This window comes from Paraburkholderia haematera (assembly GCF_905220975.1).
Lineage (GTDB): Bacteria > Pseudomonadota > Gammaproteobacteria > Burkholderiales > Burkholderiaceae > Paraburkholderia > Paraburkholderia haematera.
The window spans coordinates 212,824-237,599 of record NZ_CAJNBK010000009.1 but is presented as its reverse complement, the minus strand read 5'-3'; the positions used below and the strand labels follow the sequence as shown (position 1 = coordinate 237,599).

22 protein-coding genes and 1 pseudogene are annotated in these 24,776 nt (G+C 61.0%); 15 read left to right on the top strand and 8 right to left on the bottom strand.

Features of this window, described 5'->3' with window-relative positions:
• The first annotated feature begins 26 nt into the window (after positions 1–26).
• The 7 genes from KHO23_RS18385 to KHO23_RS18355 all read left to right on the top strand — a co-directional run bounded on the left by KHO23_RS18385 (position 27) and on the right by KHO23_RS18355 (position 9,917).
• Positions 27–1,517: an aldehyde dehydrogenase gene (locus tag KHO23_RS18385; protein ID WP_211612638.1), complete on the top strand. Its 1,491-nt coding sequence runs from the start codon at positions 27–29 to the stop codon at positions 1,515–1,517.
• A 35-nt stretch (positions 1,518–1,552) separates the two neighbouring features.
• Positions 1,553–2,518, top strand: a complete 966-nt coding sequence (locus KHO23_RS18380; RefSeq protein ID WP_211612637.1) for a VOC family protein — start codon at positions 1,553–1,555, stop codon at positions 2,516–2,518.
• Complete coding sequence (locus KHO23_RS18375; protein ID WP_211612636.1) at positions 2,511–3,776, top strand: NAD(P)/FAD-dependent oxidoreductase; 1,266 nt, start codon at positions 2,511–2,513, stop codon at positions 3,774–3,776. Before KHO23_RS18380 ends, KHO23_RS18375 begins: the two co-directional genes overlap by 8 nt.
• Positions 3,777–3,801: 25 nt before the next feature.
• Positions 3,802–5,205, top strand: coding sequence for an MFS transporter (locus KHO23_RS18370; protein WP_211612635.1), 1,404 nt, complete (start codon positions 3,802–3,804; stop codon positions 5,203–5,205).
• A gap of 421 nt (positions 5,206–5,626) precedes the next feature.
• On the top strand, positions 5,627–5,875 hold the full coding sequence (locus KHO23_RS18365; RefSeq protein WP_236066907.1) for an RHS repeat domain-containing protein: 249 nt from the start codon (positions 5,627–5,629) through the stop codon (positions 5,873–5,875).
• 41 nt (positions 5,876–5,916) lie between these two features.
• Entirely contained in the window at positions 5,917–9,597 is a 3,681-nt protein-coding gene (locus KHO23_RS18360) for an RHS repeat-associated core domain-containing protein (RefSeq protein WP_211612634.1), read from the top strand.
• A gap of 17 nt (positions 9,598–9,614) precedes the next feature.
• Positions 9,615–9,917, top strand: coding sequence for a hypothetical protein (locus KHO23_RS18355; RefSeq protein WP_211612633.1), 303 nt, complete (start codon positions 9,615–9,617; stop codon positions 9,915–9,917).
• A 106-nt stretch (positions 9,918–10,023) separates the two neighbouring features.
• Here the strand turns inward: KHO23_RS18355 and KHO23_RS18350 are convergent, their stop codons facing one another.
• On the bottom strand, positions 10,024–10,104 hold the full coding sequence (locus KHO23_RS18350) for a SymE family type I addiction module toxin (protein WP_236066911.1): 81 nt from the start codon (positions 10,102–10,104) through the stop codon (positions 10,024–10,026).
• Positions 10,105–10,383: 279 nt separating this feature from the next.
• Here KHO23_RS18350 and KHO23_RS18345 point away from each other — a divergent pair, with 279 nt between their 5' ends.
• The 4 genes and pseudogenes from KHO23_RS18345 (at position 10,384) to KHO23_RS18330 (ending at position 12,386) form a co-directional block, all read left to right on the top strand.
• On the top strand, positions 10,384–10,845 hold the full coding sequence (locus KHO23_RS18345; protein WP_211612632.1) for an Imm50 family immunity protein: 462 nt from the start codon (positions 10,384–10,386) through the stop codon (positions 10,843–10,845).
• A 149-nt stretch (positions 10,846–10,994) separates the two neighbouring features.
• Positions 10,995–11,270: pseudogene (locus tag KHO23_RS35675) on the top strand (RHS repeat-associated core domain-containing protein); the annotation flags it as partial.
• Between the two features lie 59 nt (positions 11,271–11,329).
• Positions 11,330–11,848, top strand: a complete 519-nt coding sequence (locus KHO23_RS18335) for a hypothetical protein (RefSeq protein WP_211612630.1) — start codon at positions 11,330–11,332, stop codon at positions 11,846–11,848.
• Positions 11,841–12,386 (top strand): DUF4279 domain-containing protein, encoded by a 546-nt coding sequence (locus KHO23_RS18330; RefSeq protein ID WP_236066906.1) that lies wholly within the window; start codon positions 11,841–11,843, stop codon positions 12,384–12,386. The genes KHO23_RS18335 and KHO23_RS18330 overlap by 8 nt, the downstream gene beginning before the upstream one ends.
• Before the next feature lie 196 nt (positions 12,387–12,582).
• Here the strand turns inward: KHO23_RS18330 and KHO23_RS18325 are convergent, their stop codons facing one another.
• The 4 genes from KHO23_RS18325 to KHO23_RS18310 all read right to left on the bottom strand — a co-directional run bounded on the left by KHO23_RS18325 (position 12,583) and on the right by KHO23_RS18310 (position 17,047).
• Positions 12,583–14,247, bottom strand: coding sequence for a J domain-containing protein (locus KHO23_RS18325; protein ID WP_211612629.1), 1,665 nt, complete (start codon positions 14,245–14,247; stop codon positions 12,583–12,585).
• Between the two features lie 6 nt (positions 14,248–14,253).
• Positions 14,254–15,963: a molecular chaperone HscC gene (locus tag KHO23_RS18320; RefSeq protein ID WP_211612628.1), complete on the bottom strand. Its 1,710-nt coding sequence runs from the start codon at positions 15,961–15,963 to the stop codon at positions 14,254–14,256.
• 293 nt (positions 15,964–16,256) lie between these two features.
• Entirely contained in the window at positions 16,257–16,718 is a 462-nt protein-coding gene (locus KHO23_RS18315) for a GNAT family N-acetyltransferase (RefSeq protein WP_054034106.1), read from the bottom strand.
• Between the two features lie 50 nt (positions 16,719–16,768).
• Positions 16,769–17,047, bottom strand: coding sequence for a hypothetical protein (locus KHO23_RS18310; protein ID WP_211612627.1), 279 nt, complete (start codon positions 17,045–17,047; stop codon positions 16,769–16,771).
• A gap of 108 nt (positions 17,048–17,155) precedes the next feature.
• On the opposite strand from KHO23_RS18310, the gene pdxR reads away from it, so the two are divergent.
• Entirely contained in the window at positions 17,156–18,655 is a 1,500-nt protein-coding gene (pdxR, locus tag KHO23_RS18305; protein WP_211612626.1) for a MocR-like pyridoxine biosynthesis transcription factor PdxR, read from the top strand.
• A 2-nt stretch (positions 18,656–18,657) separates the two neighbouring features.
• Here pdxR and KHO23_RS18300 read toward each other — a convergent pair whose 3' ends face one another.
• The 3 genes from KHO23_RS18300 to KHO23_RS18290 form a co-directional block, all read right to left on the bottom strand.
• The gene (locus tag KHO23_RS18300; RefSeq protein ID WP_211612625.1) at positions 18,658–19,761 is read right to left on the bottom strand and encodes an NAD(P)/FAD-dependent oxidoreductase; all 1,104 of its coding nucleotides are present in this window, start codon (positions 19,759–19,761) and stop codon (positions 18,658–18,660) included.
• Positions 19,762–19,938: 177 nt separating this feature from the next.
• Positions 19,939–20,142, bottom strand: coding sequence for a DUF3562 domain-containing protein (locus KHO23_RS18295; protein WP_211612624.1), 204 nt, complete (start codon positions 20,140–20,142; stop codon positions 19,939–19,941).
• A 186-nt stretch (positions 20,143–20,328) separates the two neighbouring features.
• Positions 20,329–21,393 (bottom strand): DMT family transporter, encoded by a 1,065-nt coding sequence (locus KHO23_RS18290; protein ID WP_211612623.1) that lies wholly within the window; start codon positions 21,391–21,393, stop codon positions 20,329–20,331.
• Positions 21,394–21,726: 333 nt separating this feature from the next.
• On the opposite strand from KHO23_RS18290, the gene KHO23_RS18285 reads away from it, so the two are divergent.
• The 3 genes from KHO23_RS18285 (at position 21,727) to KHO23_RS18275 (ending at position 24,620) form a co-directional block, all read left to right on the top strand.
• The gene (locus KHO23_RS18285) at positions 21,727–22,326 is read left to right on the top strand and encodes a uracil-DNA glycosylase family protein (protein WP_236066905.1); all 600 of its coding nucleotides are present in this window, start codon (positions 21,727–21,729) and stop codon (positions 22,324–22,326) included.
• A 182-nt stretch (positions 22,327–22,508) separates the two neighbouring features.
• Entirely contained in the window at positions 22,509–23,108 is a 600-nt protein-coding gene (locus KHO23_RS18280) for a cytochrome b (RefSeq protein WP_211612621.1), read from the top strand.
• Positions 23,109–23,168: 60 nt separating this feature from the next.
• Positions 23,169–24,620, top strand: coding sequence for a glycosyltransferase family 2 protein (locus KHO23_RS18275; RefSeq protein WP_211612620.1), 1,452 nt, complete (start codon positions 23,169–23,171; stop codon positions 24,618–24,620).
• Positions 24,621–24,776 lie beyond the last annotated feature (156 nt).

The following is a 24,776-nucleotide window of genomic DNA, read 5'->3' as shown; positions in this document are numbered from 1 at the left end:
AGCTGAAGCAAACCGGAACGACCGACATGACTCACTTCGATACCAGCCTCGTGCCCACCGGCGATATTTTCATTGGCGGCGAATGGCGGCAAGGGCGTGGCAACCCGTACAAAAGCCTGTATCCGGCGGATCAGTCGGTCAACATGGAAATCTCGACGGCGAATGCCGACGACGCCCGCGAAGCCGTGGAAGCTGCGGATATCGCATGGCGCCGCGCGGATTGGTCTGGTTTGAAGCCGCATCAACGCGCACTGATTCTGTATCGCATCGCCGATCTGATCATGGCGCGTCACGAAGCACTCGCGCAATTGCAGCGTCGCGACAACGGCAAGCCGATTGGCGAAACGCGCGTGCTGGTGGCGAGCGCTGCCAACACGTTTCGCTATTTCGCGGCGTGCCTCGAAACGCTCGACGAAGAAGTCACGCCCTCGCGTGGCGACTATCTGACGATGAGTATTTACGAGCCAATCGGTGTGATCGCGGCGATTACGCCGTGGAATTCGCCGATTGCTTCCGACGCGCAGAAGCTGGCCCCGGCGCTGGCAGGTGGCAACGCCGTGGTGCTGAAGCCGGCTGAAGTCACGCCTTTGGCGTCGCTTGCGTTGGCTCGCATCTGTGAAGAAGCGGGTGTGCCGAAGGGCGTCATTAGCGTGGTGCCCGGTAAAGGTTCGGTGATCGGCGACGTGTTGGTGCGCCACCCGCTGGTCAAGAAAGTGTCGTTCACGGGTGGCACGGAAGTCGGCCGCGGTATTGCGCGTATTGCCGCTGACAAGCTGATGCCGGTCTCGCTCGAACTGGGCGGCAAGTCGCCGACCATCGTATTCGACGACGCCGATCTCGACCACGCAGTCAACGGTGTGCTGTACGGCATTTTCAGTTCGTCGGGTGAAGCATGCATCGCGGGTTCGCGCCTGTTCGTGCAGCGCTCGATCTACGACGCGTTCATGAAACGTCTCGCGGAAGGCGCACGCAAGTTGCGCGTCGGCGATCCGTCGCGTGCGGAAACGCAGATGGGTCCGCTCATTACCGCAGCGCATCGCGAAACCGTCGAACGTTACGTCGCGTTGGGTCTGGAAGAAGGCGGCCGCCTGCTGTGCGGCGGCGAACGTCCGGTTGGCGATGGCCGCGAGGCAGGCACCTATTTCCAGCCGACGATTCTCGAAGGCCTCACGAACGACGCTCGAATTTGTCAGGAAGAGATCTTCGGTCCGGTGCTGGTCGCCATGCCGTTCGACGACGAAGCATCGCTGCTGCAAGAAGCGAACGACAGTGTGTTCGGCCTCGCGGCCGGCATCTGGACGCGCGATTACAAACGCGCCTACCGGATCGCCCGCGCGCTTGAGACCGGCACTGTGTGGATCAACACCTACAAGCTGTTCTCGATCTCGACGCCGTTTAGCGGCTGGAAGGAGAGCGGCATGGGACGCGAGAAAGGCCGTCTCGGCATCCGCGAATACATGCAGCAGAAGAGCCTCTACTGGGGCTTGAACGACGCGCCGCTGGCGTGGGCGAACTAATACGCAAGATACGCAAGATACGTAAGAGGCACGTTATGACGATTCTCGGCATTGAACAGATTATTTACGGCGTGACGGATCTCGCGACCTGTCGGCGGTTTTTCGCGGACTGGGGCCTGAAAGAGATCGAGCACGACGAGAAGCACGCGCGCTTTGAAACGCTGAACGGCTGCACGATTCTCGCCGTCGATGCGAACGACCCGTCGCTGCCGCCCGCGTTCGAAGAAGGTCCGACGCTACGTGAAGTGACCTGGGGCGTGGCAACGAAAGGTGAACTCGACGAACTGCGCGGCCGCTTCGCCGGTCAGCCGGGTCACTTCGAAACGGCAGACGCTGTGGGTTGTATTGACCCGAACGGCATGGCGATTCGCGTTGAAGTGACCCGCAAGCGTGCGCTCGATATTCACGGTTCGCCTTCGAACGTGTGGGGGCAAACGCTGCGCGTCGATCAACCGTCGCCGATTTACGAACGCGCCGAACCGGTCGAAGTGGGTCACGTGGTGTTCTTCACGAATCAACTCGCGGAACAGGAAAAGTTTTATCAGGAGTTGCTCGGTTTCGAAATGTCGGACCGTTATCCGGGCCGCGGCGCGTTCATGCGCTGCGCGCCGCACGGAGGCCACCATGACATTTTTTTGCTGGCCCTGCCGGGCGGCAAGCGCGGTCTCAATCACGTCGCGTTTACCGTGCGCGATATCCACGAAGTGTTCGGCGGCGGCATGCACGTCAGCCGTTGCGGTTGGGATACGCAACTTGGCCCGGGGCGTCATCCGGTTTCGTCGGCGTATTTTTGGTACTTCCAGAATCCGGCTGGCGGCCTGATCGAGTACTACGCCGACGAAGACCAGCTCACGCCCGAATGGCAGCCGCGCGATTTCGAACCGGGTCCGACCGTGTTCGCCGAATGGGCGATCGACGGCGGCATCGACGGCAATACGCGTCGCCAGAAAAACGCGAAGGCGCCGGAAGGCAAGTTCATGACGGAGCGGAAAAATGACTGACGCTGCTGCTGCAAAGGCTCAAGCCGCGCATGCCGGACTCGAAGCGCCGCGCACGATCGTCGTGATCGGCGGTGGTCAGGCGGCGGGTTGGGTCGTGAAGACGTTGCGCAAGGAAGGCTTCGACGGCCGCCTCGTGATGATCGCCGACGAGATTCATTTGCCGTACGAGCGGCCGCCACTGTCGAAGGCCGTGCTCTCGGGTGAAGCCGATATCGAAACCGTGCGCCTTGTGAAGCCGGAAGATTTCGACGCGCTCAACGTCGAAGCATGGCAACCGGACTGCGCGACATCGATCGATCGCGAACAACGCATCGTGCGCACACAGTCGGGCCGCGAGGTGCAATACGACCGTCTCGTGATCGCTACGGGCGGCGCGGCGCGCCGCTTGCCGGAATCGTTGGTGAAGACCTCGCACATCACCTATCTGCGTACGCTCGACGAAGCCGTCGTGCTCGGCGAACGGCTGCGCGCAAGCAAGCGCGTGCTCGTTGTAGGCGGCGGGTGGATCGGTCTCGAAGTCGCGGCCACTGCGCGCAAGCTCGGCGTGCAAGCGTCGGTGGTGGAAGGCGCGCGGCGTCTGTGCGCCCGCTCATTGCCGCCGATGGTGTCGGATTTCCTGCTGCAACTGCATCGCGAGAATGGCGTGGACGTGCGCTTGAACGCGTCGCTCGTCTCGATTGCGGATCATCCGAACGACGCCAACCGTATTCGTGCAACGTTCGCTGACGGTTCCACTCTGGACGCCGATTTCGCGGTCGCCGGTATCGGCCTCACGCCCCACACGGCGCTCGCGGAAGCAGCGGGCATCAAGGTGGAAGACGGCATCGTCGTCGATCATTTCGGCGCGACCGACGACCCGCGCATCTTCGCGTGCGGCGACGTCGCAAATCATCCGAGCGCGTGGTTGAAGCGCCGCGTGCGGCTCGAATCATGGGCCAACGCGCAGAACCAGGCGATCTCGGCGGCGAAAGCGTTGCTTGGCAATTTCGAACCGTATGCGGACATTCCGTGGTTCTGGTCCGATCAATACGACGTGAACCTGCAAATCCTCGGCGACATTCCGGGCGATGCGCAACTCGCCGTACGCGGCGATGTACCGGGCAAACGCGCCACGCTTTTCCATCTGGAAGACGGCACGATTCGCGGCGTGATCGCCATCAACACCCCACGCGAACTGAAACTGTCGCGCAAGTGGATGAACCAGGGCCGAACCATCGACCTGGCCACCCTGACCGACGCCTCAACGGCGCTTGCCTAACCACATCTACGGACGGCACCACGGCATGAGAACCATCGACAACACCATGGGGGACCGCAGCAGCGCCGGTGTCTCAGGCCCCGTGACCCGGGGCTCGATCATCGCGCGGCTCGAGCGCTTGCCGAAGAATGCGATGCAGGTGCGCGCGCGCATACTGATCGGTCTCGCAACGTTCTTCGACGGCTTCGACGTGATCGCGATCGCGGCCACGCTGCCGATCCTGATTGCGAAGTGGCATCTGACGCCGTGGGAAATCGGCTTTCTGATCGGCTCCGGTTCGGTCGGGCAATTGATCGGCGCGTTCGTGTTCCCGTGGTACGCAGAGCGCAAGGGCCGCGTGAAAGCGATTGCGTTGAGCTCGGGGATCATCGGCATCACGAGTATTGCTTGCGGCTTTGCGCCGACCTTCGCGGCGTTTGTCGTGTTGCGCGTGATTCAAGGGCTCGGGCTCGGCGGCGAATTGCCCGTGGCGGCGACCTATATCAACGAGATCAGCCGCGCGCATGGCCGTGGCCGTTTCGTGCTGTTGTATGAAATCGTTTTTCCGGTTGGATTGCTCGCATCGAACGCGTTGGGTGCATGGATCGTGCCGCGTTTCGGCTGGCAGGCGATGTACTTTATCGGCGGCATGCCGTTGATCCTGTTTTTCGTGCTGCGCAAGCTGGTGCCGGAATCACCGCGCTGGCTCGCCGAACGTGAACGGATGGCCGACGCCGATGTTGCGGCGCACGCTTTCGAGCGCGCTGTGAAGGGTCCGCTGCCGCCAGTTCTTAATTCGGCCGAATTCGAGGCAATGGCCAATCGTCATCCGAAGCGCCGTATGGGTGACCTGTTCGGCCCGGCCTATCTGAAGCGCACGATGGCTGTGGCGATGTTGTGGATTACGTGCGGCTTTATTCAGTATGGCTTGTCGACGTGGCTGCCGACGATCTATCGCACGGTTTATCACGCGCCGCTGCAACTGGCGTTGAATCTGGCGGTGGCGGCTTCGGTGCTGGGTGTGGTGGGTTCGCTGACGTGTGCGTTGCTGGTCGACAAGGTGGGTCGCAAGCCGATCATCAATTTGTCGTTCGTAGCGTGTGCATTGTCGTTGCTGCTTGCGGGTGTGTTCCACAACGCGTCGGTGTATGTGGTGGCGACGTGCTGCGCGTTCGCGCTCGGTTTCCTCGCTTGCGGCTTTATCACGGCTTATGTGTACACGCCGGAGTTGTATCCGACCAGCATCCGTGCGATGGGTTGTGGTGTCGGCGGCGCGTGGCTGAAGGTGGCGGCGATCTTCGCGCCGGCTATCGTGTCGAAGACGATGATCGGTGGCAATCTGCAAGTGGCGTTTTATATTCTCGCGGCCGTGCCGTTCATTGCGGCGATTGCGGTGCACTTTCTGGGGATCGAGACCAAGGGCAAGGTGCTGGAGCAGCTCGAGGCTTAATGTTTTTTAGCGTGTGATGAGTTTGGTGGGCGGTTGATGTAGTACCGCAATGGCAGGAAGGCGAAGGGCGCACTGGGTGGTGCGCCCTTTGTTTTTTTGGGGCCAACAGTATGGACACGTCGAGGAGTCCATTGACTAGCGTGATCGACGTATTTGGTGGACGCATTTTGCGCTGGCGCATAGTTCCCTCAAAGTTCGACCGCCGCGTAGGAAAGTTACTACACAATTAGAGAACCATCCTCTATAAATTCGATTCGCTTTTGAATATCGTCCAATCAATTAGTAAACCTATAAATATGGTTGGAGGATGTCGATGTTTGATCCATCTAGGCGCATGCATTCCCGTGCGGAGACTTGCCGCGAAAGTCTCCGGGTGCCAGTCGGGCGCGTAGCGAGTTGTTGCGCTGTGGTTTGCTTACTCATGTCTGTGACGCCTGCCCAAGCCGATGACGTCACCTACGGATACGACGCGCTGGGCCGCCTCACCTCGGTGACTGTCGCGGGCGCGACTGCGTATTACGACTACGACGCGGCCGGCAATATCACGGCGATTCGGCGGCAGGGGGTGGCGTCTTCGATGTCGCCGGTGAACGACGTAGGTCCTTCGCCTGTATCTGATGCCGGCAAATCGGCATCGTCGCGGGCCTTGACTCAGGCCAGCGCGCGGTAGGTTCGCGACGCCCTCCCTTCCTCAGTCTCTTTCAGACCTTTATGCACTTCATCGATACCCTCGCGGCGCGTCGGGTCCTTTTGCGCCCGCTCGTGCTGTTCTTCTTCGTGCTGATGTCATGGTTTGTCGCGCCACATGCGTACGCCGAATGCGCCGACGACTATGCAGCAAACGGTGCCTATCCGACCAACCCGAGTTGCAAACTGCTCGCGGCGAGCGCCAGCTATAAATCCGGCTATGCCTGCGGCGAGCCGTTTACGTTCGCCGCCTATTGTGGCGGTTCTTCCGGAGGCACCACGGTCGAACCGCAGTCGCCTGACGAAGCCGTGGTTCTGGACGGTGACGGTGTGGACGGCAACCCTGGCGGCGCGGGCGGCTGTGCGTCTGATGCGACGGCGGGCTGCGGGAGCAGCTCCTCGGGAGGCGACCCGGTCAGGTTGTACACGGGCCAGTTCCATCTGGTTGCCCATGACCTGCATGTCGCCGACACGATCGCACTAGATCTGGCACGGGTGTACCGCAGCAGCGCCTACGACACCTCGGGCAGGCCGATGGCCGGCGCGTTCGGCATCGGTACGACGTTCAACTACGACAGTTATCTCGCAATCAGTGCGGAGGATAGCAATGGCATGCGGCAACGGGTCGAGCTGTACCTGCCGAGTGGCATCCGCGTGCCATTCGCATTGCGTGCGGGCAGCAGCGCGATTTGGGATGACCTGACGAGCCCGGGTGAGTATTACAAAGCCACAGTGAGCAATGGCAATGGAAGCGGCAGCATCAGGGTGCTGACCCTGCGCGATGGCCGCGTGCTGCGCTTCACGATGGTCGCGGGAATCTACCGGCTCAGCAGTGTGCAGGACCGCAACGGCAATACGGTGACGATTACCCGCAATAGCGTAACCGGTGCGGTCACCAGCATCAGTGGTCCGAATGGCCGTGTGCTTACGTTCACGTCGATCGTGGGCGCACGGGGCACGCCGCTCATCTCGCGCGTGGTCGACCCGCTGAATCGTCAGGTCAGCTATACCTACGACAGCCAGGACCGCCTCACGCAGGTCACGGACGCCGGCGGCGGCGTATGGAAATACGGCTGGGACAGCAAATCACGGCTGGTGACGGTCACGGATCCGGAAAGTAACGTTCAGGTCACCAATACCTACGACGACAACGACCGCATGGTTGCCCAGAACCTCGCGGATGGCAGCACCTTCGGCTTCGCCTATACGATCACTGACGGCAAGGTGACGAAGACCGAAGTGACTGACCGCCGGGGCAGCATCCGCCGGCTCGAGTTCGATGTAAGCGGGCGGGTGGTGCGCAACACGTATCCGGCAGGGCAATCGATCCAGCAGGTGCAGACGTACACATACGACGGCAACGGTCGCGTGACGAATCTCACTGCGGGTGATCGCCAGTACGCCTATACCTACGACGCTAACGGCAACCGCACGAGCGAGGCTGATCAATCCGGCACGCTGGTCACGCGTACGTTTGACAGCTATAGCCAGTTGCTGACCGAAGCGCAGGCGGGCGACCCGCAGCGGGGCGTGGCGACCGTCTACACGTACGACCCGAAGGGCAACCTGCTCACGGTCACGGACCGCGTGGGCAACCGCACAACACTTACGAACGACAGCCAGGGCCGCCCGCTGACGGTGACAGACGCGCTCAAGGGCGTGACGAAGTTCACGTATACCGGCGCGGATCTGACCAGCATCACCGATCCGCTAAACCGCACCACCCAGTACACAGCGGACGCGGCCGGCCGCGTGACGGTAGTGCAGGATCCGCTGGGCAATAAAACGAAGCGCACGCTCGACGCGCTGGACCGTACCACGGACATTACTGATGCGCTGGGCGGCGTGACCCGCTTCACGTGGGATCGCAATGGGCACCTGCTGAGTCATGCCGATCCGAAGGGCGTGACAACGCGCTACGCATACAACGCGGTCGGGAGGCCAGTTAGCAAGACCGATCCGTTGGGCCACAGCGAGACATACACGTGGAACAGCGCGGGGCAACTGGCGACAGCGACCGACCGGAAGGGACAGGTCACCGAGTTCATCTACGACGCGGCTGGACGCAAGATGTTCAGGATGGCCACCCTTCCAGGCGAACCGAGGGCCCTGCGACAGTGGAGCTATGGGTGGGATGGTAATGGGCGGCTCACGGGCGTCCAGCTATATGGGGTGCGTGATCCATCCATCGGGCAGACTCTGACCCGGGTCTACTACTACGACGCCGTGACCGGCTACGTGGCAAAACAGGCCGAGGCGCCGGTCTTGCCGGGGCACACCATCGAGTACAGGTACGCGCCGGATAGTCGCGAATTGAGCAGTCTCCTGCTCGACCGGGTGACGGTGCAGTACACGCGTGACACGGAGCACCGCGTCACGCAGGTGGAGTACCTGCTCAACGACGACACTTCAAAAGCCTTCGGCTACACCTATGATGCACTGGGGCGCCGCAGCAAGGCGACGCTGGGCAACGGCATCACGATCAGCTATGCGTGGGATGCGGCGAGCCAGTTGACGGGCATCACGTATCGCAGGGCGGACGGCAGCGTTCTGGGTGACCTGACGTACGGCTACGACCTGGCCGGCCGTCGCACGAGCATGGGCGGTAGTCTCGCGAAAACCGACCTGCCACAGGCAGTGAGCGACGCGCAGTACAACGGCGCGAACCAGCTCACGCGTTGGGCCGGCCGGACGCTCACTTACGATCTGAACGGAAACCTGACCAGTGACGGGCTGAACCAGTACGGATGGGACGTCCAGGACCAACTGTCGCAATTGAGCAGGGCGTCGGGGTCGTGGAATGCGAGCTACGTGCATGACATGCTCGGCGGCCGCTATTGGGCGAAGATCAACGGCTCACGCACGGACTACTTTGGGGTAGGCGGTGACCCGAGTCTGTCGAACACGGACAACGACTGGTCCCACCGACAGCGCCAGTTCTCGCTATTTGGTGAGGGTGCGCCGGACGAACTCATGTTCCGTCGAATCGGCGACGACGCAAGTCAGGACCGCTACGTTCTGCGCGACGCGAACAACAATGTCATTGCGCTGACGGACGCGAACCAGCAGATCGTGACGGAGTACCGGTACGAACCGTACGGCACGACGACGCTGAGTGGTGCGGCGGATGTGAACCCGCAGCAATATACGGGGCGGGAGAATGATGGGACGGGGTTGTATTACTACCGGAATAGGTATTACAGTCCGGCCACAGCAAGGTTCATCAGTGAGGATCCGGTTGGCTGGGCGAGTGGGCAGACGAATGCGTATGCTTATGTGGGTGGCAATCCGGTGCAGTTCAGCGATCCGATGGGGTTGCAGGCAATTCCGGTTCCTATGCCTCCTCCAACTGGGCCGGGTTGCAATCCGGATTCGGGAGGTGTTCCGCAATGGTTTAGCGATCTGTTTGACGGATCGACATGGGCCAAGCCACCTGCAAATGCCTACGACAAGGACGGACCCAAGGCACCGGGCAAGCCGACAGCGGCTGATGGATTCAAAGATCCTAAAGGTGGTGACGATTGGGTCAAGAATCCGAACGGAAGGGGAAATGGCTGGCGCGATGACAGTGGCAAGGTGTGGGTGCCTTCGGGGCCGCCGGACAAAAGCAAAGGCGATTCGCATGGCGGGTCACATTGGGATGTGCAATATCCAGGATCGCGTGGGAGATACGACAATATCTATCCGGGTGGGCGCAGTCGATAATTTCCGGGAATCAAAGAATGCAGATTGAAATTCGTCTGAGCAGCTTCTACTCATTGGGTGATGAGCGGCGTTTCTTTAAGGCACTAGAGGATATTGCCGCGATCAAGCACGTACAGGGTGTAGGAAGGGGGTTGCTGATTGACATCGACCTGCGCTATTTGAGCGAGGATGCCTTGCTAGACATGATCGCTCTGTTCTGGCGTTATGGAGTCGTACTTGCCCCATTGCAGGCGTTGGCGACCCGGAAGAGATTTGCGTGGTTAAGCGACGAGCAGGCCTATTGGCACAAGAGCATGTTTGAGACATCTCTTGCGGAGTGAACATAATTTATGGGGCATTGTGTTGAAGCTGCTAGAGAACAAGGCTTCAGTTCTTGCCAAGCATCCGTGACGTGACAGAAGGGCCGCGCGAGCGGCCCTTCTGTATTTAAAGCGGCGTAATGATGAGCTTCTGGTGCTCGACGGTGATACGCACGCGCTGTCCGGGCTCGAAGCCGGCGGTCTCGATCCATCGGTATGCTTATGTTGAGGGCAACCCAATTTCCTACACTGATCCAGAAGGGTTAGCACGTGGCGTACCTCTAACGGGCAATGAACCGGGAGGATTTAGACTGAACCCCAACGGGCTGGACGTCGACTATTTTGACGGCGCAGGAAATCTTTGCGCGCAATACCATGAAAGCCGTGGAACTGCGCACGGTCATAATTTCGGACCGTCGGGTAGAGTAACACCCATATTCCGATGTGGCCTATACGGTGGCGCTAAGGATGATTCAGAGGAGCAAAGATGGATTACACGGACGGCGGTAACGGATGGGATTTGGCGAAAAACAAGGAACTGCTTGTCAAGGCTTTCGGAGGCTATCCCTCTTTTCACGATGCGTTTGTAAGTTCCATTTGCATGCAGCGGGGGAAGCGATGCCGAGAGGCCTCAATCAGCGCATCATCGGATCGGCACGGACGAGAAATTGTCGATCTTGAACTCGAGATTTTGCACAATCGCTTTGGACCGTTTGATGCCGCAGGTACAGACTACTTGGTTATGCTCTGCTTGCAAGATGTCAAGATGGCAAACATAGACGTGAATGCCATGCTTCAGGACAGTTGGGTGATGAATATGACCTTGTCCCGACAAACGGATGGTCTACTTGTCTTTGATCTTGAACCAAACATTGGGCTTGACGTACAAGTAACTTGTGCGGAGGTGGCGGTGTTGGGTATTCGGCCATATACCCGTGTCGATAGTTGACGGCGGTAAGCACGGGTTATTGCAAGCGGGGTAGCGGCGGCAGTTCGACGATGCACATTTGCGGCCGTCTATTGTGCGGAACCGTATTGAATCGATGCAGCTACGACGCGGCCACCCAGTGTGAACAGTTGCGTGTCCCGCAGTACCGGTTGTACTACTATCGGAACCGGTATTACAGCCCGGCGACCGCAAGGTTCATCAGCGAGGATCCGATTGGCTGGGCGAGTGGGCAGACGAATGCGTATGCTTATGTAGGTGGCAACCCAGTTCAACTCAATGACCCGTTCGGTCTCGGGTCAACAGGTACGCCGGGCAACAATCAAGCTCAAAACAAACAAGTTAGCGATATCATTAGGGAGCTTGGCTTGACCAAAGGTCAGCGTCGCAAATTGCATGACGCGATAACTGGTCAAGACTACGGCTAGCATGAGATCAAAGCGAAAGCGATAGATATGTTTTGCCCGACCAATAACTAGGCGAAGGTATGTTGCGTGATGACATAAGAGATGCTTTTTCGGAGGTCTGCGGCCTGCCCACCTGGCAGGTCCGGAAAGGCGTCGGATCGTTCCTTACCATGGAGTACGGTGACCCGCGTCTGCAGATTCAGGAACCGTGTTTGTCTCGATCGGAGTTGCCTGAAGTTCGCAAGTCGGCAGATCGTCGTCGAGTAATCGTGTCTGGTCGGTGGCACCTTTGGATCTATATGTGCAACTGGACGATAAGCTCGAATGGTACGTGGCTCGCGGATAACGAGGCGTCGAGCGAAGCCATCAATGAAGCGTCGCAATATCTCGATGGGCAAATATTGCTGTCGGTCGAGGTCTTACCGAAAGATGTAAAGACGGTCTTTCGGTTTGATCCTGGCGGAGAGCTTGCAACATGGCCATATCTGGACGAGGGAAATCGATATGAGGAGCAGTGGCTACTCTACGACTATGAGGCGAAGAAGGTGCGGACGCTTAGAGGTGACGGGACTTGGCTTTGTGAACCATTAGATGATTGATCTGTTGCTGCCGTTGCGTGTTACGGCGTCACGCAGCGGGCGATGCTGGAGCGGCTGCTGGTGCAGGCCGAAGAGGCGGCGCTCAGGCGGGCGGGGAAGCTACCCAGAGGGCAGGCTGATTACTACGCTGGCCGGCTTCGCGGTACGAAACATGTCAGCTTGTGCGCGGACCTATGTAACGCTTTGTATTTATGGTTCTGATGCGGACACGATGAATCGCATGGCGGACGAGATCAAAATGTCGCCGACCAGAACCAGCAACAAGAACGGCCTTCTTGGCTGGTTCTTCGACACCAAGGAACTCGACTCTGTCGACGTCGCGGATCATTTGGATCTGTTACTGCGAGAGTTGGAAGCGTATGGCGTTGACATGAAAAAGATTAAGGAAATGGGCTGCTGGTACCGAACTTACTGCTTCTGGTCTTCCGTTTCGGGAAATGGTGGCCCTGCGCTTGGGCCGAAGCAAATGGCGGCACTGGCATCGCTGGATATGGAGTTGCACTTCGATTTGTGGTTTGACCCGCCGGAAGAAGAGTAGCTGTAGCGGGATTGTGAATTGAAGAAGGGCCGCTTGCGGCCCTTCTGCTTTTAAAGCGGCGTAATGATGAGCTTCTGGTGCTCGACGGTGATACGCACGCGCTGTCCGGGTTCGAACCGGCGGTCTCGATCCATCGCCCGGAGAGCTTCATCCACTGAAGAAGGGGCATCCCATGCACAGGTGGCTACGCGACCCGCTAGGGCGCTGTCCGCTGCGATAGACGCCGTTGTTTCAGTTCCTCAATAATCCAGACACCCATCAATCTCGCGCTCACGCAAGCGATGATGTCCGGTTTGGAGAGTGCAAACGCCAACCAGACGAGGTGTACATAGCCACGGAAAAAGGGCGGCACGGCCCCGCGCAAATCGCTCCAACGCGTCGTCGCCAACACTCCACCCGTCGCCGCCATCACCGTAAAAAGCGCCCACGCGAATTGCGTCGAACGCTCTTCCCGTTGCAACAGCAAAACGATCAACGTAACGAAGCCCGCAAACCACATCGCCATGCCAACCCATGCGACGCGCGGCCGACCTACGAGCCAGCCGCGACATTCTTGCTGCGCAAAAGAGAAGAAGAAAGCGAACAGCACGCCGTGCGCGAACGGCATCTGCCACGCGCGAGGATCAGTGGAGAGCCAATGGCCGGCGAAGCCGAACCCGATCGCGCCGACGGCGGCGAGTATCGCGAGTTGTTTGATGCGCGGCCATCCATAGATCAGCGCGGCCCACATCGTGCAGATCCCGAGTGTGTCCATTGCGATCGACGTCAAGCGCCCACTGCCTCCGTCGCACAACGCGGCGGCGGTCGCGCCAAGCCACACCGGAATCCATCCGTAGCGCAGCCAGCCAATCGAGCGCAGCGTCCTCAGCCGCTGTTGCTGCGGTTCGGACAGCAGCACAGACGTCGCGGCGCTGGTGACCAGCGTCACCATCAGCGTGGCCAGAAGCACGGCCAGCTGAACGGGCGTCCATTGATCGAACCACCGATTGCTATTCAGGTTCATCGACGCGTTGGCGAACAGCAAGCCGCACCAGGCGCTCAACGCAAGAGCCGGACCGAACAGGCGGCCCGCACCAATCCGGAACGACAGGCAGCGGGTCCAGAATTCGACCTTCTCGCTGTCGAGCCGCAGGCGCACGACGTTCGGATGATAACGAGCGAGCGCGGTCAATAACTGCTCCATCTCGGTTCGCACGCCAGCGCGCAGCAGTGTGTGTGCACCGGCCGCCAATGGAGGCTGCGGCCCTTCCAGCAGCGCCATTGCATTCGTGAAGCGCAAACGTAGCGCGTTGTAGTCCTCGTCGGCGAATACGCGGTCTAGCGCGAGGGTTGCGATGGCCGCGTTGCGCCGCCGCAGATGCGCGGCGTTGTCCCGCCATCCCAGGACCGCACTCAGGTTCATGCGCAGCGCGGCCGGCGCATCCTCGTTCAGACAATGAACCAGCGCTTGCCATTCGAGTTCGTCGCGCATCTGAATATTGACGACGGCTGCGAATAGATCCTGCAGCGAACGACGCGACTCGAGTTGGTCGCGTTGCAAGACGAAGTGCTGCCACAACTGCACGGCGCTTTCGAAGGCGTCGTGTTCGGGAAGGTGGTGAGCCTCAGGTGGCGGGCTGGGCACCGACACAGGTACCGGTACCGAAGCCGACGCCGCGGCTATGGTCCCCGCGGCACCGCCGCTCGCCATCTGCAAAGCCGACTCATACGCGTACCGAAGCCGCTGAAACGCCTCAGCGTCCTCATCCGGGCGTTGCTGTTTCAAAAGACGCGCATAAGCGCGGCGCACGGTACGCTCGTCGGCGTTTGCCGCAATGCCGAGCACGTCCCACGGCCAGTGGTGAGCAGAAGTCGTATCCATAGCCGGTCAGTACGTCACATGCACATCGAAGCGATCCAGCAACGCACTCAATTCGCTGCGCACATGGGCGATTTCCTCGGCGTTCTGCCGCTCGAGCAGCGACTGAAAGCGCGCGATATGCGCAGCCAGATATTGCCGATGCTCCCCCAGCGTTTCCTCGTAGACGCGATCCGCACGCGTGAGCAGCGTGCGATTCTCCAACTGATCGCGCGGATGAATCTTCAACGCAGCCAGGGCCGCGAGTCGTTCACCGATTTCTTCCGGCGTCAGCACGCCCGGGTTCTCTTCAATCACCATCGCGCGCTTCACGCCATCGGGAAATGCAGTGGCTTCCACTTCCAGCACGCCGTTGACGTCGTAGGTGAAGCGTACATCCGCACCGGCCTGGCCAGCCGGCTTGACCGGCACCTCAAGCGTGAATTCGCCGAGCGCCACGTTGTCGACGGTCAAACGCGCTTCGCCCTGGAATATCTTGATGCTCAACATCCGCTGACGGTCGCTGACCGTAAAAATACGCTGCATGCGGCTCACCGGCACGATCGTATTGCGCTCGATGATCGGCAAGAAATGTCCCGGCACATATTGATTGGCACTGACCTGCATCGCAGTATCGATGCCGAGGCTATACGGCGCGACATCGGTCAGCACCATTTCGTCGAGGCCTGCGTCTCGCGTGACGAGCCCGGCCTGCACGGCGGCGCCAAGCGCGACGACTTCGTCCGGGTTCAGATTGGCGGCCGGCAAACGGCCGAACATCTTCGAGACCAGCTTGCGCACCATCGGCATACGCGAGGCGCCGCCGACGAGGATGATTTCATCGAGCGCATCCACGGCGATCTTCGAATCGCGTAACGCTCGCTCGACCGGTTTGCGCAGACGTTGCAGCAGATGCTCGCAGGTCCGTTCCGCGGCCAACGCGTCGAGTTCGAGGTTGTGCTCGTTATCGCCAACCGTGAGCTTGAGCGTGACGCTATCGGCACCGCTCTGCGTGAACAGACGCTTCGCACGTTCGGCCTGCTGGTGCAGACGTTGTGCGGCAATCGGAGTAAGCGATTTGACTTGAAGGCGATTGCGCTGGCAGAACAACTCGACGAGCGCTTCCGTGAAATCCTCGCCACCCAAAAAATTGTCGCCCGTGCTGGCGCGCACTTCCATCACGCCTTCGAAGAAGTCGAGCACCGAGACATCGAACGTGCCGCCGCCCAGATCGAAGATCAGGAACTTGCGTTCGCTGTCGCGCTGATGCACGCCGTACGCGAGCGAGGCCGCGGTCGGTTCGTTGACGAGGCGCAGCACATTGAGCCCGGCGAGTTCGCCGGCGATGCGCGTGGCCTTGCGTTGCGCGTCGCTGAAATAGGCGGGCACGGCGATCACGGCGTCGCTTACCGTTTCGCCGAGGAATGCTTCGGCATCGGCTTTCAGCGATTTGAGCACCAGCGAAGACAGTTCTTCAGGACGCAGTGTTTGCACGCCAAGCGTCACGTTGCGATTCGTGCCCATGTAGCGTTTGAAGTTGGCAGCGGTGCGTTCGGGATGCGTGTGCAACCGGTCATGGGCAGGCCGGCCGACGAGGATCGAGCCGTCGTCATCGATCGAGACGCACGACGGCGTTAGCACATCGCCCAGTGCGTTCGGGATGAGGGCAGCCTCGTTATTGCGCCAGACTGCCGCAAGACTATGCGTGGTTCCAAGATCGATGCCGATGATCGAAGGCATGTACAGTTTCCGATTCGTTTTGCGTCCCTTCGTGAGGAGATCGCCCAAGGTCGCGTGGGAGCCAGATGGCGCTCCGTCCAATGGCGATAACGGCAGGCTGCCTGCAAACTTGAGCGGCGAAGGGAACGAATGCGGTGTGTGTCGATGAGAGCGATGCGCTACGCATGCCGGCTGGATGGGCCGCCGGCCATGCGAATGCGATGTGTGGCCGCGCAAGAATGGCGACGCGAGAAGGGGATGCGAAGCGGGGACGCAAAGCCCGCCAGGCGGGCCTGCTGCGCTGTATCACAACGTCACAACGCCTTGCGGTACACCACGAAGCCGGAGTGATCGGCGACCTTGTCGTACAGCTTCATTGCCGTGTGATTCGTCTCATGCGTTTGCCAGTAGACCCGTTGCAAACCGTCGGCCTTGGCGCGTGCATACACTGCTTCGATCAATGCACGGCCGACACCTTTACCGCGCTCGGCTTCCAGCGTGTAGAGATCTTGCAGATAGCAGGTCGGTGCAACCATGGTCGTGTGACGGTGGTACAGGAAGTGCACGAGGCCGAGCAACTGGCCGTTGCGTTCGGCGACCATTGCGTGCATTGGCTCGTAAGCGTCGAAGAAACGCCCCCACGTGACTTGCGTGATTTCGCGCGGCAATGCCGTTTCACCCGAGCGGCCGTAGAACGCGTTGTAGGCGTCCCACAGCGGCAGCCACGCATCGAAGTCGGCGGGCGTGACGGGGCGGATTTGAATCGCGTCGGACATGGGTGTGGCTCCTTGTGTTGTGATGGTTGAGGGCGAGTGCGTCGTCGCTGCTAAGGCTGAGTTGAACAAGCATAGACGGCCGCGCTGAACGCCTGCTCGCGCTCTTCTTCTGCAGTAGGTGTTGCGGACGTTGCTGAAGCTGCGCCGGCTGCGCTACTGTGCTGCTCCAGATTTTCGTTCACGCAGGCATCCAGGCTCGCGCGTGCCGTTGCTGCCGGCTCAAGCAGCCCGTAGTAGGCATAAGCCGCGCACGCCAACGCCACGCACCACTTCACCGCGGCGCCATAGCGCAGGCGTGCGGTGACGGCGTGACGTGCATGCGTATTCATGGCAAGGGCCTCTCTCGAGAGTATTCGGCGACTCCAGAACCGTCAGCATAAGAAATTTGTGGCACCATTGTTAGCTCCACAATACGACCAGAATTTGGAGCCACGAAATTGGACTACGGTCTGTTGATGTCGAACGTCGAACGCGCAATGGGTGGGCGCAAGCTTACACAACAGGACTTGCTCTACGAGAGTCTGCGTCGCGCGATTCTCGATGGCGATATCCGCCACGGCAGCCGTCTTCTTGCTACGCGAGCGCTTGCCGAACAATTGGGCATTGCGCGCAACTCGGTGCTCTACGCGTACGAGCGGCTTACCGACGAGGGCTTCATCACGGCGAGCCGGCATGGTTCTATCGTCAGCATGGTGAGCGGTTCGGGCGCTTCGATCTCCGCAGCAAGCGGCAGCGTGCAGACGCCTGAAAACCATCTGTCGCGCCGCGTCGCCGATCTGCCGCGCGAGCGCACGAATCCCGACGACCCCACGCCGTTTCGTCCCGGCGTGCCCGCACTCGATGAATTTCCGCTTGCGCAATGGCGTGCCTCGATGGAGCGCGCATGGCGCGCGGTCGAGCCACGGGAACTCGGTTACGGCAACAACGCCGGACACCCCGCATTGCGCCGCTCGATTGCGGAATACGTGCGCGTGTCGCGTGGTGTGCGTTGTTCGGCGGAGCAGGTGTTTATCACCTCGGGCACGCAGGCGAGTCTCGATCTATGCGCCTGCATGCTGGCGGACCCCGGCGACAGTGTCTGGGTCGAGGATCCCGGCTATCACGGCGCGAAGGCCGCATTCCAGGCAGCGGGTCTGCAACTGGTGCCGATTCCCGTCGACGCGGCCGGCATGGCGCCGACGCCCGATCACTGGGAACAGACGCCCCCACGCCTGATGTACATCACGCCGTCGCACCAATATCCGCTCGGCAGCGTGCTGAGCCTCGAGCGGCGCTGGTCGATCATCGAGAACGCGGTGGCGCGCGGTGCATGGATCATCGAAGACGATTACGACAGTGAACTGCGCCACAACGGTCCACCGTTGCCGTCGATCCAGGGCCTCGCGGCCGACGCGCCGGTGATTTACCTCGGCACCTTCAGCAAGACGATGTTCCCAGCGCTGCGTATGGGCTTCATGGTCGTGCCTGCGCATCTCGTCGCCGAAATCGAGGAGGCGCTCAGCGAGATTGCCCGGCAAGGGCGCGTGGCTGAACAGATCGCGTTGGCGGATTTCATCGACAGCGGGAAATATGCGCGGCATTTGCGGCGCATGCGGCGACTGTATCAGCAGCGTCGCACCGCGCTGGTGCATGCGATCGAGCGGCATATGGACGACCTGGTGACCATTTCGTCCGATGGCGGCGGCATGCATCTGACGGTGCGGCTCGATGCGCCGCTGTGCGACCAGGACGTGAGCGCAGCGACGCGTGAGCACGGCTTGCATATCGCGGCGCTCAGTGCGTTTTGTCAGCCGTCTGCTAAAAACGTTACGCACTACAACGGCTTCATGCTTGGCTACGCGGGTATCAAGCCGCACGAAGCGGACGCGCTGGTGGCGCGGCTTGCCGCCGTGGTGCGTGGGCTAGAACGTGAACGCCGTATTGTTATGAAGAAATAAAGCTAAACCGTTTCCGCCCTGAGCCAGCGCGCGAGCGTGGCGTCGTCGTCGGTATCCAGTGCTTGTGCGACCCGGCGCCCGACTGCCGCACCGAATTTATAGCCGTGGCCCGAGCATGCCGACAGCACCAGCGTGTTGCCGATGCGCTTCGAAAAAAAACGGTTGTCCGCAGTAAACGTGTAGGCGCAGGTTTTTACTTCGGTAACCGTATATTCGCCGATGCGGCTGAACGGCGGTGAAAACAACCGGCGCAGGCTATCGCCTTCCCCAGGCGCCGCGACCCGGTTGGCATCAGGATCGGGCGCGCGTGATTTATGCACGCCGGCCCCGAACTTCAAACCGACGCCGTCGATCGGCGGCAACACGTAACCACCGCTATCGCCGCCAATATCGACGATAGCGGGCGCATTCGACCATGCGTCCCCCAAATCCGCAGGCGGCTCCATATAGGCAACCGCATTGCGATAAGTCATCAGGTTTTCGGCAAGCGCGGGGAACAATTGCAGCGTCCACGCCCCGGCGGCAACCACGAGCCGGTCGGCGCGAATAATGGTGTCGTCCTCGACCCGCACGGAGGCCGCATGGGCATCGACGGCGAGCACCTTGGCGTGGGTGCGAATCTCCGCGCCGCGCATCTTGAGCCACGCTTTCATGTCGCGCGCGATGTGTTCGCTAAACAGCGCGCCGCCATCGTGATCGAGATAGGCGTAGCGAAACGTGGCGGGATCGAGAAACGGATAACGCTCGGCCGCTTCGCGCGGGTCGAGCTGCTCATAGTCGAATTTCATCCGGTCGAGCCCGGCGCGGAAGAGCTCCGCGCCATCGCCCGCATGCTGCGAAATGCCGAGCACACCGCAGTTTGCATAGTGGGACACGCCCAGGTCATTCCACAGCAGGTCCCAGCTATCGAACGCCTCGGCGATGGTGCGTGCGTAGCCGTCGGCGTCGCCATAAGCGCGACGGATCATGCGATGCCGGTCGCCCGAGGCGGCGAGTGGATTTGGAATCGAGCCCTGCTCGATCAGCGTGATGTCGTGTCCCAGCTTGGCGAGCGACCATGCCGTGCTCAAGCCGGCAATGCCCGCGCCTACGATCGTCACCCGCATGCCGTCTTCCCCCGAGTCGATGTATCCGGGTCAGAGTCTAGCAGTGGGAAAAATAAATCGGTACGCGTTCTGGCGAATCAAAAATAATTCGGTACGCGTTCTAGCGAATCGCCACGCGAGCCAGCGAGGTCGATCCAGAGTGTTACAGGCAAGCAGTGGTCTCCGCGCGCCGCCGTATCAGTGTTTGTGCTTCGACGTATGGCGCAGCGTGTCGCGTACTTTCTTCGCGGCGAACAGCGGCACGTAGTCGAACACACGCGCCTCGTGCCGATAGTCGGCCAGCGTGTCCGCGTACATCTTCGAAACCGTTTCGGTGGGTGTGTCGGTTTCCTCTGCGATGCTTTTCACCAATTCGTCGACGTTAGGCTCGGGTTGGGACATGGATATCTCCGGGGCAGGCGGGGTGGGCTGGCGGGGGTGCCATGAGCGGGCGCGCACGACAGGAGTTTCATTAGAGGATGCGTTTGGCCGTGATGCCAATTGAATCGGTCTATCGCACAAATCGTTCCACAGAGATTTTTGTCTTGCACTGCCGCAAGCGCTCGCGCTACGTGGCGCCGCAGAAAATCAATGCGTATGCCGATGATGAATATCTGGGAAATGCGCGTGCGCATGGGTGAGCGGCGCATGGGAATGCGGGTGGGTGTGCGGTTCGTTGCCGTCCCAGGGGAAATCGTGCTCGTGCTGGTGATGCGCGTCGTGCCGATGCCGATGCGTGTGGTCCAGCGGAGCATGCGTATGCGGATGCTCATGACGTTCGCGGATGTGCAGCCAGACGCCGAGCGTCATGAGGGCCGCGGCCACCCAGAACAGCAGCGGCGGCATCTCCGGCCACAGCAGCCACGACAAGGTCACGCCAAATAGAGGGGCAACCGAGAAATAGGCGCCGGTACGCGCGGTGCCGAGATTGCGCAGCGCGACGACGAACAGCACGAGACTCACGCCGTAGCCCGCGAAACCTGTCAGCATGGCAAGCGCGAGGGTCGCGGCTTTGGGCCAGGATGCACCAAGAGTGAGCGCGAGCGTCACGTTGACTGATCCGGCTACGAGTCCTTTTACGCAGGCTATGAACATGGCGTCGTGAGTCGACACCTTGCGCGTGAGATTGTTGTCGACTGCCCAGCACGCGCAGGCGCCGGCCAGCAGCAGCGTGCCGGAGGGCAGGCCGACCGCGCCCGGCTGCCAGGATAGCGCGACGCCGCCCGCGACGATCGCGGCCATGCCCAGGAACACCTGAATGTCGACGTTCTCGCGAAACACGATCCACGCGATCAGCGCGGTGAATACGCCTTCGAGATTCAGCAGCAGCGAACCGGTGGCGGCCGGCGTCGTTTTCAGACCCAGCATCAACAGTGCCGGGCCCGCCACACCGCCGGCCACGATCGCGCCGGCGAGCCACGGCACGTCGTGCAGCGGGAAGCGGTGTTGATTGGCTGGCTGTCCGTCCGCGTGACCTTTCAGGCGGCGCGCCAGAATCACGGCGGCAAGGCCGGTGCCGCTGCCGAGATAGAACAGGCCGGCCAGCAGAAACGGCGACAACGAGCCGAGCAGCGCCTTGGCGAGCGGTGTGGTCGCGCCGAACAAGGCGGCGGCGAGCAGGGCGGTGAAAGCTGCGTTGAAGCGGGTAGGCATGAGCGGAAAAGTCGGCGGATGCGGGCGTTGCCGACACGATACCGCTATTGGCCAGCGCACGCCTAACTTCGCTGAACAAGTGCCCGGCTCGCCAATCCCGCCATCGCGATTGGCCGGGTCCTGCGTGACGCGTAGCGGGTACGCGAATGCGAATGAGTGGGGCGTTGGGCACTATCGGTTTGCAAAGCGGGTTCGCAAAGCACTGACGGGCGTCGCTTCGTAGGCCGGCGGTTTCGGGTGGCATGGTTGACCCGATGTCGCGGACGGGGTAAACGTAGCCTTTCGCCGTCCTGCATGACCCACCAGAAACCAAATCCCGATCCGCGCCACGGTATGAACGCAAGGAATCCCAGGTTACTCAATACGTTATTGCGTGACATACGCGCCTGTACGGTGTGCGCGCCGGTGCTGCCGCATGCGCCGCGGCCGGTTGTCGTGGCGTCTGCTGACTCGCGCATTCTGATCATCGGTCAGGCGCCCGGCGCGCGTGTGCATGCTTCCGGCATTCCATGGAGCGATGCGAGTGGTGCACGTTTGCGCACATGGCTCGAGGTCTCCGACGAGACTTTCTACGACGCCTCGAAATTTGCAATCGTGCCGATGGGTTTCTGTTTTCCGGGCAGAGGCGCGAGTGGCGATCTGCCGCCGAGGCCCGAATGCGCCGCGCATTGGCATCGGGCCTTGCTTGCCCAATTAGGCCAGATCCGGCTCACATTGCTGATTGGCCAATACGCGCAGCGTTTCGGTCTCGGCGACGCGTTCGGTCCGACGCTGACCGATACACTGCTGCGCTGGCGAGAATACGGCCCAAACGTCATGCCGCTTCCGCATCCCTCGCCGCGCAATATTGCCTGGTTCAAGCGTAATCCGTGGTTCGAGGCAGAGGTGTTGCCGACTTTGCGGACTCGGGTTGCAGCGGCGCTCAAAGAATGACTCGCCACGCGCGGTCGAAATAATCTGAAACACATCGCCAAGCGCTTGACGGAATAAAACGTCACACTAAAGCGTTTGCTCCATACCGGCGGCGCGACTGAACCTGTTCAGGCAACCTGCTCAGGCATGGCCGAATTTTCAAACAGCTTTCGCAAGAAAACCATTTGCAGACGGAACGACCCATGAATACCCACGCCGATTCCCTGAACGATTCGACCGGCACGCCGCTGTCGTCGCGCTATACCCGCACGGCGATCACGCTGCACTGGCTGATCGCGCTGCTGATGATCGGCAATGTCGTACTTGGCCTGAGCGCCGAATCATGGCCCGACGACTGGGTGCGTCCGGTGGTCGATACCCACAAGTCGATCGGCATCACGGTGCTCGGTCTCGCGCTCATGCGTATCTTGTGGCGCGTGTCGCACAAGCCGCCGCCATTGCCGCGCGAGTTTCCGTCATGGGAAAAGATCGCCGCGCATGTCGCGCATTTCCTGCTGTATCTGCTGATGATCGCGTTGCCGCTGTCGGGCTGGCTGCACGATTCCGCGTGGAAAGACGCGGCCACGCATCCAATGCGCCTGTTCAACCTGTTCCCCTGGCCGCGCATCGGCTACGTGATGAACCTCGACCCGGCGCTCAAGGAGACCTTGCACGACCGCTTCGGCGCCTTGCATACGTGGCTCGGCTACGCGCTGTATGCGTTGCTGGCGATGCACATCGGCGGCGCGTTGAAGCATCAATGGATCGATCGCAAATCGGTTCTGAAACGCATGGTGCCGTAAGCACCGCGCAACGCTGTCTTCTATCTAACAACCGCACCAACGACGGACTCAGCAGTCATTTTGAAGAAAACTCTGGAACAGGCGCTCGCCCTTGCATCTCCGCGCATTTTGCCGCGTCCCACTACGCTGCTGAGCACGCTGATTCATTTCAGCGTCGTCGTGTTGTGGCTGCTGCTCTTCGCGCGCGCGTTCTTTCTGCAAGGCGTGGTGGCGTGGTCGACAGGTATTGCGTACGTGGTGTATGACACGTTGCTGCTCGCGTTCGTCACGTGGAAAACGCTGCCGCTGATGCGGCCCACCCGGCCGCTCGAGCCTGACTTCGATGCGCGCAGCTTGCCGAGCATGGGCGTGATCGTCGCTTCGCATAACGAGGCGGCGGTGTTGCCCGTCACGCTCGCGGCGTTGCTGCGTCAGACGCATGGCCCGGCGCAAATCGTGATCGCCGACGACGGCTCCACCGATGCCACCCACGCACTGCTCACCGAGCGCTTTGGTCTCACTGCCGCGGCCGACGGCGTGCTGAGCGCGCCGAGCACGCTTTACCCCAATCTGTTCTGGCTGCGCGTGCCGCACGGCGGCAAAGCGCGTGCGCTGAACGCCGCCATCACGGTCATGTCCACCGACACCGTCATGACCGTCGACGCTGACACGCTGCTCGACGACGATGCCACCTACGCGATGCGCGCCGCCTTCGCAAGCGAGCCGAAGCTCGTCGCGGCGGCCGGCATTCTGGTGCCGGTATGCGGCAAGTCGGTATCGGGCCGCGTGTTCCAGTGGTTCCAGACCTACGAGTACATGCGCAACTTCATCGCCCGCTTTGCGTGGATGCGCGCCGACAGTCTGCTGCTGATTTCAGGCGCCTTTGCGTCGTTCAAACGCGAGGCATTGGTCGACGTGGGCGGCTTCGATCCGCAGTGTCTGGTCGAAGACTACGAACTGATTCATCGGCTGCGCCGCTATTCGGTCGATCATGGTCTCGGCTGGGACGTGCGCGTGATCGGCGATGCCCATGCGCATACCGATGCGCCGGATAACCTCGGCAGTTTCCTGCGGCAGCGCCGCCGCTGGTTTGCGGGCTTCCTGCAAACGCAATACTGGAATCGCGACATGACCGGCAACCCGCGTTACGGCACGATGGGCATGCTGATGCTGCCGGTCAAGGCCATCGATACCATGCAGCCGATCTACGGACTGACTGCCTTCGCGCTGCTGCTCGGCTTTCTGTTCGGCGGGCATGGCGCGCTCGTCGTGTCGATTTTCAGCGTGATCGGCCTCAAAACGGCGATCGATCTCGCGTTTTATCTATGGTGTATCCATCTGTATCGCGGCTGGACCGGCGAGCGCACCGGCTCCAGTTTGTGGATGGCGATGCTCGCGGCGATCACCGAGCCGTTCACGTTCCAACTGGTGCGGCATGTCGGCGCATTGCTCGGCTGGCTGCATTTTCTGCGTGGCGGCCGCTCGTGGGGTGTGCAACGCCGCTCCGGCCTCGTGACGCACGACGAAAGTTAGCCGCCAATCGCCTGATTGGACGCACGCGGGGCGGTAGAAAGGCGCGATTGCACCCATGGGCTGCGTAGCAGGACAGGGTGTACCGTCGGCGGAACCATGCCGCTTCGGGTTCGAGTAGACTGTGCAACGATGTCGGCCCGCGAATGGCGGGGTGGC

Bases quoted from the DNA above. Each gene is read 5' to 3' on its own strand.
- KHO23_RS18385 (WP_211612638.1), top strand. From the start codon at position 27: ATGACTCACTTCGATACCAGCCTCGTGCCCACCGGCGATATTTTCATT.
- KHO23_RS18380 (WP_211612637.1), top strand. From the start codon at position 1,553: ATGACGATTCTCGGCATTGAACAGATTATTTACGGCGTGACGGATCTC.
- KHO23_RS18375 (WP_211612636.1), top strand. From the start codon at position 2,511: ATGACTGACGCTGCTGCTGCAAAGGCTCAAGCCGCGCATGCCGGACTC.
- KHO23_RS18370 (WP_211612635.1), top strand. From the start codon at position 3,802: ATGAGAACCATCGACAACACCATGGGGGACCGCAGCAGCGCCGGTGTC.
- KHO23_RS18365 (WP_236066907.1), top strand. From the start codon at position 5,627: ATGTCTGTGACGCCTGCCCAAGCCGATGACGTCACCTACGGATACGAC.
- KHO23_RS18360 (WP_211612634.1), top strand. From the start codon at position 5,917: ATGCACTTCATCGATACCCTCGCGGCGCGTCGGGTCCTTTTGCGCCCG.
- KHO23_RS18355 (WP_211612633.1), top strand. From the start codon at position 9,615: ATGCAGATTGAAATTCGTCTGAGCAGCTTCTACTCATTGGGTGATGAG.
- KHO23_RS18345 (WP_211612632.1), top strand. From the start codon at position 10,384: ATGGATTACACGGACGGCGGTAACGGATGGGATTTGGCGAAAAACAAG.
- KHO23_RS18335 (WP_211612630.1), top strand. From the start codon at position 11,330: ATGTTGCGTGATGACATAAGAGATGCTTTTTCGGAGGTCTGCGGCCTG.
- KHO23_RS18330 (WP_236066906.1), top strand. From the start codon at position 11,841: ATGATTGATCTGTTGCTGCCGTTGCGTGTTACGGCGTCACGCAGCGGG.
- KHO23_RS18325 (WP_211612629.1), bottom strand. From the start codon at position 14,247: ATGGATACGACTTCTGCTCACCACTGGCCGTGGGACGTGCTCGGCATT.
- KHO23_RS18320 (WP_211612628.1), bottom strand. From the start codon at position 15,963: ATGCCTTCGATCATCGGCATCGATCTTGGAACCACGCATAGTCTTGCG.
- KHO23_RS18315 (WP_054034106.1), bottom strand. From the start codon at position 16,718: ATGTCCGACGCGATTCAAATCCGCCCCGTCACGCCCGCCGACTTCGAT.
- KHO23_RS18310 (WP_211612627.1), bottom strand. From the start codon at position 17,047: ATGAATACGCATGCACGTCACGCCGTCACCGCACGCCTGCGCTATGGC.
- KHO23_RS18300 (WP_211612625.1), bottom strand. From the start codon at position 19,761: ATGCGGGTGACGATCGTAGGCGCGGGCATTGCCGGCTTGAGCACGGCA.
- KHO23_RS18295 (WP_211612624.1), bottom strand. From the start codon at position 20,142: ATGTCCCAACCCGAGCCTAACGTCGACGAATTGGTGAAAAGCATCGCA.
- KHO23_RS18290 (WP_211612623.1), bottom strand. From the start codon at position 21,393: ATGCCTACCCGCTTCAACGCAGCTTTCACCGCCCTGCTCGCCGCCGCC.
- KHO23_RS18285 (WP_236066905.1), top strand. From the start codon at position 21,727: ATGAACGCAAGGAATCCCAGGTTACTCAATACGTTATTGCGTGACATA.
- KHO23_RS18280 (WP_211612621.1), top strand. From the start codon at position 22,509: ATGAATACCCACGCCGATTCCCTGAACGATTCGACCGGCACGCCGCTG.